Annotated in this window: 17 protein-coding genes; 16 read left to right on the top strand and 1 reads right to left on the bottom strand. The window is 41.9% G+C overall.

The genetic code is table 11. From position 1 onward, the window contains the following. Positions 1 to 14: 14 nt before the first annotated feature. The 16 genes from rpsE to D6853_RS07305 all read left to right on the top strand — a co-directional run bounded on the left by rpsE (position 15) and on the right by D6853_RS07305 (position 12,057). Positions 15 to 524 (top strand): 30S ribosomal protein S5, encoded by a 510-nt coding sequence (rpsE, locus tag D6853_RS07380; RefSeq protein ID WP_092247205.1) that lies wholly within the window; start codon positions 15 to 17, stop codon positions 522 to 524. Positions 525 to 539: 15 nt separating this feature from the next. After that, positions 540 to 734, top strand: a complete 195-nt coding sequence (gene rpmD, locus D6853_RS07375) for a 50S ribosomal protein L30 (protein ID WP_092247202.1) — start codon at positions 540 to 542, stop codon at positions 732 to 734. A gap of 127 nt (positions 735 to 861) precedes the next feature. After that, positions 862 to 1,302: a 50S ribosomal protein L15 gene (rplO, locus tag D6853_RS07370; RefSeq protein ID WP_026655616.1), complete on the top strand. Its 441-nt coding sequence runs from the start codon at positions 862 to 864 to the stop codon at positions 1,300 to 1,302. After that, positions 1,302 to 2,624 (top strand): preprotein translocase subunit SecY, encoded by a 1,323-nt coding sequence (gene secY, locus D6853_RS07365; RefSeq protein ID WP_120657372.1) that lies wholly within the window; start codon positions 1,302 to 1,304, stop codon positions 2,622 to 2,624. The genes rplO and secY overlap by 1 nt, the downstream gene beginning before the upstream one ends. An 86-nt stretch (positions 2,625 to 2,710) precedes the next feature. Next, entirely contained in the window at positions 2,711 to 3,355 is a 645-nt protein-coding gene (locus tag D6853_RS07360) for an adenylate kinase (RefSeq protein ID WP_120657371.1), read from the top strand. Positions 3,356 to 3,372: 17 nt separating this feature from the next. Further along, a complete protein-coding gene (gene map / locus D6853_RS07355) occupies positions 3,373 to 4,125 on the top strand; it encodes a type I methionyl aminopeptidase (protein WP_120657370.1) in 753 nt (250 codons plus the stop codon). A 27-nt stretch (positions 4,126 to 4,152) separates the two neighbouring features. After that, positions 4,153 to 4,371 carry a translation initiation factor IF-1 gene (gene infA, locus D6853_RS07350; protein WP_013280019.1) on the top strand — a complete coding sequence of 73 codons (219 nt, stop codon included), beginning with the start codon at positions 4,153 to 4,155 and terminating at the stop codon, positions 4,369 to 4,371. Positions 4,372 to 4,449: 78 nt separating this feature from the next. Then, positions 4,450 to 5,541, top strand: coding sequence for a GGDEF domain-containing protein (locus D6853_RS07345; RefSeq protein WP_120657369.1), 1,092 nt, complete (start codon positions 4,450 to 4,452; stop codon positions 5,539 to 5,541). A 108-nt stretch (positions 5,542 to 5,649) separates the two neighbouring features. Next, a complete protein-coding gene (locus tag D6853_RS07340; protein WP_158588692.1) occupies positions 5,650 to 6,735 on the top strand; it encodes a GGDEF domain-containing protein in 1,086 nt (361 codons plus the stop codon). A gap of 110 nt (positions 6,736 to 6,845) precedes the next feature. Continuing rightward, on the top strand, positions 6,846 to 8,261 hold the full coding sequence (locus tag D6853_RS07335) for a uracil-xanthine permease family protein (protein WP_120657367.1): 1,416 nt from the start codon (positions 6,846 to 6,848) through the stop codon (positions 8,259 to 8,261). A gap of 133 nt (positions 8,262 to 8,394) precedes the next feature. Next, the gene (gene rpmJ, locus D6853_RS07330) at positions 8,395 to 8,508 is read left to right on the top strand and encodes a 50S ribosomal protein L36 (protein ID WP_013280022.1); all 114 of its coding nucleotides are present in this window, start codon (positions 8,395 to 8,397) and stop codon (positions 8,506 to 8,508) included. Positions 8,509 to 8,712: 204 nt separating this feature from the next. Then, positions 8,713 to 9,081: a 30S ribosomal protein S13 gene (gene rpsM / locus D6853_RS07325; protein ID WP_092247182.1), complete on the top strand. Its 369-nt coding sequence runs from the start codon at positions 8,713 to 8,715 to the stop codon at positions 9,079 to 9,081. Between the two features lie 85 nt (positions 9,082 to 9,166). Next, complete coding sequence (gene rpsK, locus D6853_RS07320) at positions 9,167 to 9,574, top strand: 30S ribosomal protein S11 (protein ID WP_092247179.1); 408 nt, start codon at positions 9,167 to 9,169, stop codon at positions 9,572 to 9,574. A gap of 171 nt (positions 9,575 to 9,745) precedes the next feature. Beyond that, positions 9,746 to 10,336 (top strand): 30S ribosomal protein S4, encoded by a 591-nt coding sequence (gene rpsD, locus D6853_RS07315; protein ID WP_120657366.1) that lies wholly within the window; start codon positions 9,746 to 9,748, stop codon positions 10,334 to 10,336. Between the two features lie 58 nt (positions 10,337 to 10,394). After that, a complete protein-coding gene (locus D6853_RS07310; protein ID WP_092247173.1) occupies positions 10,395 to 11,354 on the top strand; it encodes a DNA-directed RNA polymerase subunit alpha in 960 nt (319 codons plus the stop codon). 166 nt (positions 11,355 to 11,520) lie between these two features. Next, the gene (locus D6853_RS07305) at positions 11,521 to 12,057 is read left to right on the top strand and encodes a bL17 family ribosomal protein (RefSeq protein WP_120657365.1); all 537 of its coding nucleotides are present in this window, start codon (positions 11,521 to 11,523) and stop codon (positions 12,055 to 12,057) included. 113 nt (positions 12,058 to 12,170) lie between these two features. Here the strand turns inward: D6853_RS07305 and D6853_RS07300 are convergent, their stop codons facing one another. Continuing rightward, positions 12,171 to 13,166 carry a substrate-binding domain-containing protein gene (locus D6853_RS07300; RefSeq protein WP_120657364.1) on the bottom strand — a complete coding sequence of 332 codons (996 nt, stop codon included), beginning with the start codon at positions 13,164 to 13,166 and terminating at the stop codon, positions 12,171 to 12,173. Between the last annotated feature and the right edge of the window lies 1 nt (position 13,167).

Genomic DNA, 13,167 nt, shown 5'->3' with positions numbered 1-13,167 from the left:
GGAGAAAACACAATATGAAGCGTACAATAGTTGATGCTAGTCAGCTTGAATTGACAGATAAAGTTGTAACCATCAAGCGTGTTACTAAGGTTGTTAAAGGTGGACGTAACATGAAGTTCACTGCACTTGTTGTTGTAGGTGATAACAACGGACACGTTGGTGTTGGTCTGGGCAAGTCTACTGAAGTCCCGGACGCTATCCGTAAGGGTAAGGAAGATGCTACAAAGAATCTCATCACAGTTCCTCTTGATGAGAACAACAGTATCACACATGATTTCGTAGGTAAGTTCGGCTCTGCTGAAGTTTTACTTAAGAGATCACCCGAAGGTACCGGTATCATCGCCGGAGGTCCCGCTCGTTCAGTATGTGAGCTTGCAGGAATCAGAAATATCAGAACAAAGTCACTTGGTTCTAACAATAAGCAGAATGTTGTTTATGCTACAATCAATGGCCTTGCTCAGCTTAAGACACCTGAAGAAGTAGCAGCTAAGCGCGGTAAGTCCGTTGCTGATGTAACTGCTTGATAGGAGGAAAAATCAATGGCAAAGAGTAGTGATAAGAAGCTTAAGATCACATTGGTTAAGTCCACAATCGGAGCTATTCCTAAGCAGGTGGCAACAGTTAAATCAATGGGATTTAAGAAGCTTAACAGTTCTGTTGAACTTCCCGATAACTCAGCAACAAGAGGACAGATTCAGCAGATCAGACATCTTGTAAAAGTTGAAGAAATCTAATTTTTAGATTATTCTAGATTACATGTAAATAGTATCCGGGGCTGCTCTATGTATACGCGAGTGGCAGATAGCGATATCGGCTGCGCTGAGCGGTACGAGCTCCGGAGTTAAATGAAGGAGGAATATCATGGAATTATCAAACTTAAGACCTGCTGAAGGTTCTGTACAGAGCGATAATTTTAGAAGAGGCCGTGGACATGCTTCAGGAAACGGTAAGACAGCCGGTAAGGGTCACAAGGGTCAGAAGGCTCGTTCAGGAGCTCCCAGACTTGGCTTTGAAGGTGGTCAGATGCCCCTTTTCAGAAGACTTCCCAAGAGAGGTTTCAAGAATATCAATCATAAGAATATCGTAGGAATCAACGTAAGCGCTCTTGAAGTATTTGACAACGGAGCAGTTGTGGATGTTCAGGCACTCAAGGATCAGGGTATCATCAAGAAAGAGCTTGATGGTGTAAAGATTCTTGGAAACGGAGAATTTACTAAGAAGCTTACGGTTAAGGCAAATGCGTTCAGCGCAGCTGCTAAAGAGAAAATCGAGGCACTTGGTGGAACAACAGAGGTGATCTAATGTTTAAGTCCCTAATGAATGCATTAAAGGTCAAAGAGATCAGAATGAAAATTCTTTTCACTCTCTTTATGCTTGCAGTAATCAGACTTGGATCGGCTATTCCTGTAACAGGAGTTAATATCGAGGTTTTCAAAAGTTGGTATGCAAGTCTTACAGATGGTGATAATCTTGGCTTTTTGGATCGATTCACCGGTGGATCGTTTGAGAGTATGTCAATACTTGCTCTCAGCATCACACCTTATATCACATCATCCATTATAGTTCAGCTCCTTACAATTGCTATTCCCAAGTTTGAGGAATGGCAGAAAGACGGAGAGGACGGAAGAAAGAAGCTTACAAAGCTTACAAGGTTCTTTACTATTGCTCTTGCACTTGTAGAGTCTGTTGCGATGGCAATCGGATTCTCAAGAACAAAAGATATGCTTGTGGAAGGCAATAAGGTATTCCTTGTAATTGAGATTGTAGCTGCACTTACAGCCGGTAGTGCATTCCTGATGTGGATTGGCGAAAGAATCACAGACAAAGGGGTTGGAAACGGTATTTCAATAGTTCTGACCATAAACATTCTTTCAAGAATGCCCAATGATATAGCGGCACTCTTCAAACAGTTTGTGATCGGTAAGCCTATTGCTAGGGGAGTGGTTTCTGCAATAATTATTCTTGCAGTAATCGTTATAATGGTTGTATTGGTAGTAGTTCTTAATGGCGCTGAGCGTAGAATTCCTGTTCAGTATGCCAAAAAGATACAGGGTAGAAAGACCTACGGTGGAAACCGTTCGGAGATTCCCCTTAAAGTTAATACAGCAGGCGTTATGCCTATTATTTTCGCAATGTCACTTTTCCAGTTCCCCGGTCTTATATTACAGTTAACAGGTAATAAAGGAAACGAATTCTGGACTGAAGTTGTGAATTATCTTAGCCAGAGTAACTGGTGTAATCCCAATCACTGGAACTATTCGATTGGATTAGTGGTATATATTCTTTTGCTTATCTTCTTTGCGTATTTCTATACGTCAATTACTTTCAATCCTATTGAGATTGCAGAGAACATGAAGAAGCAGGGCGGATTTATACCCGGAATCAGACCCGGAAAGCCCACAAGCGAATATCTTACAAACATTCTGAACTACATTATCTTTATCGGAGCTTGCGGACTCACCATCATCGGTGTGCTTCCCATCTTCTTTAACGGTATGTTCGGAGCTAAGGTTTCATTTGGAGGAACCAGCCTTATCATCGTGGTAAGCGTTATCCTTGAGACAATCAAGCAGATTGAATCTCAGATGCTGGTTCGCAATTACAAAGGCTTTTTGGAAGACTAATTTTTTGTAACTAAAAAGAGGTACAGGACTCGCCATGTGCGAGTCTTGCAACCTCTTATTCTACTTTTAGAGAAGGATAGTGATTTATGAAAATTATTATGTTAGGCGCACCCGGCGCGGGAAAAGGAACACAGGCTCAGATGATCGCGGAGAAGTACAACATTCCCCACATCTCAACAGGAGATATCTTCAGAGCAAATATCAAGAATGGAACTGAGCTTGGCAAGAAGGCCAAGGAGTTTATGGATAAAGGACAGCTCGTTCCCGATGAGCTTACAGTAGAGCTTTTGCTTGACAGAGTAGCTAATAAGGATTGTGAGAACGGCTATGTTCTTGATGGTTTCCCACGTACCATCCCTCAGGCAGACGTACTTGATGCCGAACTTACAAAGCTTGGTGACAAGGTTGACTTTGCCATCAATGTAGATGTTCCGGATGAGAATATCGTTCGCAGAATGTCAGGAAGAAGAGCATGTCTTAAGTGTGGTGCTACCTATCATATTGAGCATATTAAGCCACAGAAAGACGGAATCTGCGATAAGTGCGGAAGCGAGCTTGTACAGAGAGATGATGACAAGCCCGAGACAGTTCAGAACAGACTCAGCGTTTATCATGAGCAGACTCAGCCTCTTATTGATTATTATGAGAAAAAAGGTATCTTAAAATCTGTAGACGGAACTAAGGATATGCAGGTTGTATTTAATGATATCGTTAGCATTTTGAATGCTTAAGGTCTTGGTGTTAATATATGTCTATAAGTATTAAAACAGATAATGAAATAGACCTTATGCGACAGTCAGGGCATCTTTTGGCTAAGGTTCATGAAGAACTTCATGCCGCTCTTCGCCCCGGTATCTCGACTTATGAGCTCGACGAGATCGGGGAAAAGACTATCCGTGCTCTTGGCGGAATACCTAATTGTAAGAACTACGAAGGTTTTCCGGCATCTGTGTGCATATCCGTAAACGACGAGGTCGTTCATGGAATACCAAGCAGAGACAGAATCCTGCAAGAAGGAGACATAGTCTCTTTTGATACGGGACTTATATATAAGGGGTATCATTCTGATGCGGCAAGAACTTGGGGTGTCGGCAAGATAAGCGATGAGGCGCAGAAACTCATTGATGTTACCAGAGAGAGCTTTTTTGAAGGAATTAAAAAGGCTAAGGCGGGAAACAGGCTGTATGATATATCTGCGGCAATAGATGCTTATATTAAGCCACATGGCTACGGCATAGTCAGAGAACTCACAGGACACGGCATCGGAACAAGTCTTCACGAGGAACCTACGGTTCCCAATTATAAGCAGTGGAGACGAGGAATCAAGCTTAAGAAAGGCATGACAATATGTGTGGAACCCATGATTACAATGGGTGAGCGCTATGTCGGCTGGCTTGACGATGAGTGGACTGTTGTTACAGTAGACGGTTCATATGCGGCACATTATGAGAATACCATCGCCATCACGGATGGTGAACCGGAGATATTAACCATTATTTGATTTAAATTTGTAATAAGGAGATAAAAGATGTCAAAGGCTGATGTTATTGAAATCGAAGGAAAAGTAATCGAGAAGCTTCCCAACACCATGTTTCAGGTAGAGCTTGAGAACGGACACGTTGTTCTTGCTCATATCAGTGGTAAGCTCCGCCAGAACTTCATCAGAATTCTTCCCGGAGATAAGGTTACTCTCGAGCTTTCACCTTATGATCTTACAAAAGGAAGAATTATCTGGAGAGATAAATAATTATTTATCCGAATAAATAAAATAGTATAATAAAAATATAGTTGTATAATTTAACGCCTGTTCTTGTGTGAGGGATTCATGATACAGAAAATTTTCGACAGATATTTCGACAGCGTTTCGTTCATACATCATAGCAAGAAAAGGATAGCGGAGGACAACATTAGAAATACGGGGGATCTTATAATATTTCTCACTTGCGTATGCCTTTTGCTTCTTTGTTTATCGTTCTTGTTTTCAGGGAACTATCCGGTTTATGCTGCGCAGATAGTGCTTTGTCTTATCGCGGCAGGCATAGCCTTTTTTCAGAGAGTATTCTTGAGCAATATTACCGAGAGCTTTGTACTCACCAGGATTTATTGCTTTATATTCTATGCTTGGATCATACTAAGCTATTCGTATGTCGATATTATTCACAACACTGAATCCAGATGTATTTTCTTTCCGTTTGCCATGGTTGCGTTTACGGCTGTCTACGTGGACAACTTTGTGGAGACAACCTGGTTCAAGGTGCTACTTACGGCAATCTACGGTGCCATGGACTATGTCTTAAGACCGTATTATGATGTTCGAAAGGATATCATGATCGCTGTAACGGCAGTTCTTATCTCATGCTTTTGCTATTATGAGATCATAGATCTGGCTGCGGATAAGGGTGAAGACAGGAAGAGACTGGTTCAGAGAAGTACGACGGATCTTCTCACAGGCGTACTCAACAAGCTTTCTTTTGAGGAGCGATGCAACGAATATCTCACCAACAGGATAGCCGGTGCGAAATGTGTTCTTTTCATATTTGATCTGGACAATTTTAAATACGTCAACGATCATTACGGACACCAGACAGGCGATAAGGTTATAAAGACCTTTTCCCAGATCCTGCAGGGCTATTTTCATCCCAACGATGTTATAGGCAGAATCGGAGGCGATGAATTCATGGTACTTGTAATGGGTGAGATGCCGGAAGGATTTACCGAGCGCAGATGTCGAAGCGTACTTCATGAGTTTAAGACGACTACGATTGATGAGGCCTCGGGACTTACGTGCAGTATAGGAATCGTTGAGGATACCTGGGGACGCAATTTTACCCAGTTGTATCACGCTGCGGATGAAGCTTTGTATAAGGCCAAAAAGAGCGGAAAAGCTAAATTCTGCATATCTGAAAGCGTTTTATGAGCTTTTTTTCATAACTTAATAAATGTTTTATTGTACAAAATCGAGCCATGTCTTATAATTTTATGTATAGACATGGCTTTTTCTTTGTGTGTACAAGAGGATATCCAAATGTTAGAGAGATTTTATCGAGTATACGAGGGAAGCAATTTTTTTATTGCTTATAATGAGAAAAAGATAGCATCGGACAATATTAAAGCGGTTGAGCAGTCGCCAATCTTTATTACGCTCAGCATACTCATTTATTTTGTAGTATCCTGGTGCTGTAATCTGACAATACAGTTCGATGCATTTCTGTTTGTTCCCGTGATCGTGGTCGGCTTGTGCTATCTTGCGTACAGGCAGGCCGTTCCGTTCATACGCATAAGTTTTAACAGGGTAAGAGTTTTTTCGCTCGCGTTTTATTCTGTTATCTTTCTTGCGTTCGGGCTTACGGAAGCGTATATCAAACCTTCAAGAATGTCTGTGATATTGCCGATCGGAATATTTATAATCACTTCGGTATATCTCGATTATTTCGTGCGAATGCTTATATATAAGATAGGACTAGCACTTGTCTTTCTTTCAGCTGATTATTGGATAAAAAGAAATCCCGTGATCCGCGAGGATATTATCTTTATCGCACTTTCCATAATGGTCACGAGCCTTTGCTATTATGTGCTCATGAATAACATAACGGACAGAAGTGAAGTGACGCACGATATGGAGAAAAAGAGTAAGACGGATATACTCACGGGTCTTTTGAACAAAAATTCTTTTGAAGAACGAAGCAAGGAATATATCACGGAGAGAAATCCGGGCGCAAAAGCAACACTGTTTGTTTTTGATTTTGATGATTTTAAGTATATAAACGAGGACTACGGCCATCAGATCGGTGATGAGGCGCTTAAGCATTTTGGTGCTATTCTTAGAGAGTATTTTCACCCAAGCGACGTTGTCGGTCGTGTCGGCGGTGATAAGTTCATGGTGCTTGTAATGGGCGAGATGCCTGAGACCTTTATAGAAAAGAGATGTAAGAATATCCAGCAGGATCTTGCAAAGTTAAAGATCGAAGACGCCAAGGGCTTTTCTTGCAGTATCGGAATATGCGAGGACAAGAATTCGCATTCTTTCGAGGAGCTCAAAAACATGGCGGGACGTGCTTTGTTTGAGGCAAAAGAGAGAGGAAAAGGCTGCCATGTGGTGAAGCACGGATGACAAAAAACATTACGAAAAAATGCGCGTAAGTATGATATAATCTTGAATGACGGGCAATCTACCGTCGTTCAAGATTTCTTTTTATTTCTTTATTTTTATGGAGGATTGTTATGGGTGAAAAGAGACAGGCTATTTATGATGCAACAACGTTGGGGAAACCGAAGATGGCTATTTTGGGATTACAGCACATGTTTGCCATGTTCGGAGCAACTATTTTGGTTCCGATCCTTGTAAACGGATATTTCCAGGGTGAAGGACTTTCGGTACAGGTTACACTTCTTTTTGCGGGACTGGGAACTCTCCTATTCCACGTTTTTTCCAAATTTAAGGTTCCTGCTTTTCTGGGATCGTCATTCGCCTTTTTGGGCGGCTTTTCAACAGTAGCAAATTTAAATACAGGCAAATATGCCAATATGACTTACGGAGAGAAGTTACCGTATGCCTGCGGCGGAATCGTTATTGCGGGGCTTTTGTACCTTGTACTTGCGGTTGTCATAAAGCTTGTGGGAGTTAAGAAGGTTATGCGTTTTCTTCCGCCTGTTGTTACCGGACCTATCATTATGTGTATAGGACTTTCGCTTGTACCTTCTGCTATCAGTAATGCGTCAGCCAATGTATTCCTTGCATTTGTGGCGCTTGCGGTAGTTGTTATATTTAATATTTGGGGAAAAGGAATGTTCAGGATCATTCCCATACTTATGGGCGTTGTAATTGCTTATGTCGTTGCTCTTATCATGCAGGCTATAGGCTTTACCAATGCTGACGGAAGCGCGATCATCAACTTTGAGCCTATCGCACAGGCAAGCTGGGTTGGACTTCCTCCTTTCCTTATTGCCAAATTTGACATTACATCCATCTTTGTCATGGCACCTATCGCTATTGCAACTATGATGGAGCACGTTGGAGATATTTCAGCTATTTCCGCGACAACAGGAAATAACTTTATCGAAGATCCCGGTCTTCACAGAACTCTTTTCGGAGACGGACTTGCTACAGCAGTGGCAGGACTGTTTGGTGGCCCTGCAAATACAACATACGGCGAAAATACCGGTGTTCTTGAGCTTTCAAAGGTTTACGATCCCAAGGTAGTTCGTATCGCAGCTTGCTATGCTATTGTTATCAGCTTTATCCCCAAGATTTCTGATGTTATCGGAACAATGCCTACAGCGATCATCGGAGGAATAAGCTTCATATTATACGGAATGATCTCAGCCATCGGCGTAAGAAACGTTGTAGAGAACAAGGTTGACTTTACCAAGTCAAGAAACCTTATTATCGCTGCGATAATCCTTGTTTCCGGACTTGGCTTTACAAACGGTATTACGTTTGGCGGAAGCTTTCATTTCTTTGGATTCTATGCAGTAATGCCTTATATTACACTTACACCACTTGCAATAGCAGCTATACTCGGCATTCTTCTCAATATCATCCTCCCCGGAAACGATTACAATTTCGGCGAGAACTTTAAGGGTGACATCAACCGAGGAGTAAGCTTCAACAACAACGCTCAGGATGATGAAAACTAATATCGAAATATTGTAAAAAATCTATTGCCTATTGACTTTGATTATGTTACTATGTTAAATGGTCTTTTTATTTAGAGGGGATATTATGCCCTTCTTTAAGCATTATGCTGTACCATGCAGGAAAGGAGTAACAATGAAAGTTAGGTCTTCTGTTAAGCCTATGTGCGAGAAGTGCAAGGTTATTAAGAGAAAGGGCGTTATCAGAGTTATCTGCGATAACCCTAAGCACAAACAGAGACAGGGATAATTCGAGCCGTTTTCGGATTACTTTTTGATACCAATATAGAACATGCTGATCTATAGCGTATTGGAAAGATCGGATGATCCTGTCCGGTTGGGCATGTCATTTGCCCCAATCAAACAAGTAACCGCTCCGGGGTATTTTGATCGGAGCAAGAGAAGATAAGCTTCTCACAACTATTATTTATATTTATTCAATGGAGGAATTAAAATGGCTCGTATTGCAGGTGTAGATTTACCCAGAGATAAGCGAGTAGAGATCGGTTTGACATATATCTACGGAATCGGTAGAACAAGCTCAAACAAGATTCTTGAAGCAGCAAAAGTAAATCCGGACACACGTGTTCGTGATCTTACAGATGAAGAAGTTAAGAGAATTGCCGAGATTATCGGTAGCGACTACGATGTAGAAGGTGACCTTAGAAGAGAGATCGCTATGAACATCAAGAGACTTTCAGAGATCGGATGTTTCAGAGGAATCCGTCACAGAAGAGGACTTCCTTGCCGTGGTCAGAGAACTAAGACAAACGCAAGAACAAGAAAAGGACCGAAGAGAACAATCGCAAACAAGAAGAAATAATTTTTCTTTATTGTATCTGAGCATGGCAGATGAGCGAAGTAACATTATAACTAGTATTTATAGGAAGAAAGTAGGTTAGTTTAAAATGGCAAATCAGAAAGCAACTGCAGCTAAGAAATCAGCTGCAAAGAAACGTGTCAAGAAAAACGTTGAACACGGACAGGCACACATTCAGTCATCTTTCAATAACACTATCGTTACATTGACAGATGCTGCAGGAAACGCTCTTAGCTGGGCAAGTGCCGGCGGTCTGGGATTTAAGGGTTCAAGGAAATCTACTCCTTATGCTGCACAGGTAGCTGCAGAGACAGCAACTAAGGCTGCGCTTGTACATGGCCTTAAGACTGTTGATGTATTCGTTAAGGGACCCGGATCAGGAAGAGAGGCTGCAATCAGAGCCCTCGCTGCAAGTGGTCTTACAGTTACATCTATCACAGACGTAACACCTGTACCTCATAACGGATGCCGCCCGCCTAAGCGTCGTAGAGTGTAAGCAATAAAGGGGTGGAAACACATAAATTTGTGTGCTTCACAACATCAATGTAGTTACATGTGCATATATAGATTTATAGATGTATATTAAAACTCGTTGGACGAAGGTGCGCAAACACTGTAAACAACATCAGACGACCGAGGTTGTCTGAGAAAAAGAAAGGAGCCAAACATGGCAGTAAACAGAGTTCCCGTATTAAAGAGATGCAGATCTCTCGATCTGGATCCTACATTCCTTGGATATGACAAGAAGTCCAAGAGAACATCTTCAAGAACAGGTAAGAAGAGTGAGTATGCTCTTCAGCTTCGTGAGAAGCAGAAGGCTAAGTTCATCTATGGCGTTCTTGAGAAGCCTTTCAGAAACTACTATGACAGAGCTGATAGAATGAAGGGTCAGACAGGTGCAAACCTTATGACTATTCTTGAGACAAGACTTGATAACGTAGTTTTCAGAATGGGATTTGCAAGAACAAGAAGAGAGGCTAGACAGGTTGTTCTTCACAAGTTCATCACTGTTAACGGCAAGGTGATCAACGTTCCTTCATACCTTATCAAGGCAGGAGACGTTATCGAAGTTAAGGATGCTGCTAAGAATATCCAGAGATTCAAGGATATCGCAGAAATCACTGCAGCAAGACTCGTTCCTGAGTGGCTTGATGTTAACAAGGAGAGCCTCAAGGGTACAATCAAAGAGCTTCCTTCAAGGGATATTATCGACGTTCCCGTTGACGAGATGCTTATCGTCGAGTTGTACTCTAAGTAATTAGTAGGGCACATATAATAAATAACTTGTTGACTAAGCACATAAGGAGGGTATATCAGTGTTTGATTTTGAAAGACCAAATATTGAAGTTGCTGAGATCTCAGATGATAAGAAATATGGTAAATTCGTAGTAGAGCCTCTTGAGAGAGGTTACGGTATTACACTGGGCAATTCCCTTCGTAGGATTATGCTCTCATCACTTCCCGGAGCAGCAGTAAGCCAGGTTAAGATCGAAGGCGTTCTGCATGAGTTCAGTTCTATTCCCGGAGTAAAGGAAGATGTAACTGAGATCATTATGAATATCAAGAATCTTTCCATTAAGAATTCTTCAGATACCAATGAGCCTAAGACTGCATACATTGAGTTCAGCGGCGAGGGTGTTGTAAAGGCTTCTGATATTCAGGTTGACCAGGATATTGAGATCATGAATCCCGATCAGGTTATCGCTACACTTTCCGGAAAAGATGCTAAGCTCTACATGGAGCTTACAATCACAAAGGGAAGAGGTTATGTAAGTTCTGACAAGAATAAGTCAGGAGATCTTCCTATCGGAGTGATCGCAATCGATTCTATCTACACACCTGTAGAGAGAGTTAACGTAACTGTAGAGAATACTCGTGTAGGTCAGGTAACTGATTTTGATAAGCTTACACTTGATGTTCACACAGACGGTACACTTGCTCCCGACGAGGCTGTAAGCCTTGCGGCTAAGGTACTCAGTGAGCATTTAAGCCTGTTCATCGATCTTTCCGAGAATGCTAAGACCGCTGAGGTTATGGTAGAGAAGGAAGATGACGAGAAGGGCAAGGTTCTCGAGATGTCAATTGATGAGCTTGAGCTTTCAGTTCGTTCATTCAACTGCCTCAAGAGAGCAGGCATCAATACCGTTCAGGAACTTGCAAACAAGACTCCTGATGATATGATGAAGGTTCGTAATCTTGGACGTAAGTCACTTGAGGAGGTTCTTGCTAAGCTTGATGAGCTCGGACTTTCACTCAGAATAGACAGCGAACAGTAATATCTATATGAATTGATATGATATCCGCGGAGGGTAAATCCGATGCGTACCAATGCGGATTCTCATAATGGACAATGCAACAACATCATAAAAGTAAGACCGATGCGCATTTTGTGATGTACCACTGCAAGGGGAACCTTGCGAATGAGAAAGGATGTAAATAAACATGGCAATGTACAGAAAGCTTGGAAAAGCAACAAAGCCCAGAAGAGCACTTCTTCGTAACCAGGTAACAGCACTTCTTTACAACGGAAAGATTGTTACCACAGAGGCAAGAGCAAAAGAGATCAAGAAGATCGTAGAGCCTATGATCACTCTTGCAGCTAAGGAAAAAGACAACTTCGAGACACTTACAGTTGATTGCAAAGTTCCTGAGAAGGACAAGGACGGCAGAAGAGTAAAGGAAGTTGTTGACGGTAAGAAGGTTACTAAGTACACAACCGTTAAGAAGGAAATCAAGAAGGATATGCCTTCACGTATGCACGCAAGAAGACAGCTTCTTAAGACTCTTTATCCTGTACTTGATGTTCCTCAGGAGAACAAGGGAAGAAAGAGAAACACTAAGGAAGTTGACCTTGTAGCAAAGCTTTTCGATGAGTACGGACCTAAGTACGCTGATCGTAAGGGTGGTTACACAAGAATCATCAAGATCGGCCAGAGAAAAGGCGATGCAGCTATGATGGTTGTTCTTGAGCTTGTTTAATACTTGCTTGTATATTTAATGAGATTTAAAAAGAGATTTCAGAGCATATGCCCTGAAATCTCTTTTATTTTGCCTAAATTCGATTTTTCTTTTTATCTTATAATGAATATTGATTATTTGTATTGATCGATGTTCTGAGGCGTTATAGGAACAAATGGAACCCATACATACTTAAGGTCTTCTGTTGAACCTGACATCGATGATACGGATCCGCCTTTTGCCAATGTGATGGCACAGTCAACTGATACGTTTGCCTGTGACACGGTATCCTGAAGAACCGTCATATACATATCGCCGCTTCTGATGGCTGCGCAGCCGTCCACAGTAGCGTCGATACCTGCTACAAGCTTTTTGTGAGTATCATATCCATTATCCTGTAGCCATTTAATGGCGCCTATTGCCATAGGGTCATTGTTGCAGATGATACAGTCAAAGTCTTGCTTGGTCTTTTTAAAGATTTCAAGCTGGTCATACGCTACGGTATCAGACCAATCTGCGTGATCTACGAATACATAGTTTACATTTACTCCGTTATCAAGGAAGAAGTATTTAACGGCATTTGTACGCTGAGGAACAGCGGCATGGCCCTTCATTCCTTCTAAGATGATGACATTCATAGACTGAGGCTTTCCAAGGCCGTTCCAGATATATTCAGCCTGGAATCTTCCGGCGTCCTGCTCGAAAGAGCCTACATAAACGTATCTGTCACCCTTTAGATAATCGGAATCGGGTTCGTTGTTTATGAAGACAATTGGAAGATTGCCCGCTGCATTTTCCATCTGAAGGATAGTAGTAGCATCAGCCAGTCTGCATATAATGGCGTTATAGCCTTGGCCTTCTGCATCAGCGATCTGCTTCATCTGAATCTCGGGATCGCTCTGACAATACACGGTATCGATCGTACAGCCCGTTTCTTTAGCTCTCTGGTCGATCGTCTCGCAAAGAGTATTAAGGAATGTATCTGTATCGTCATGGAGACACATTAGTATTTTGGTGCCGTTTCCGTTAATTGAGCCGGCGGCGGATTTTGCACCGCAACCTGTGACAGAAAGAGCAAGCAGTATGCTGCAAAGCAGAAAAGCCACTGATTTTTTAATTCGATTTTTCATA

It is taken from the genome of Butyrivibrio sp. X503 (assembly GCF_003625475.1).
Classification (GTDB): Bacteria; Bacillota; Clostridia; order Lachnospirales; family Lachnospiraceae; genus Butyrivibrio.
The sequence above is the reverse complement of the archived record's forward strand: the minus strand, read 5'-3'. Positions and strand labels throughout refer to the sequence as shown.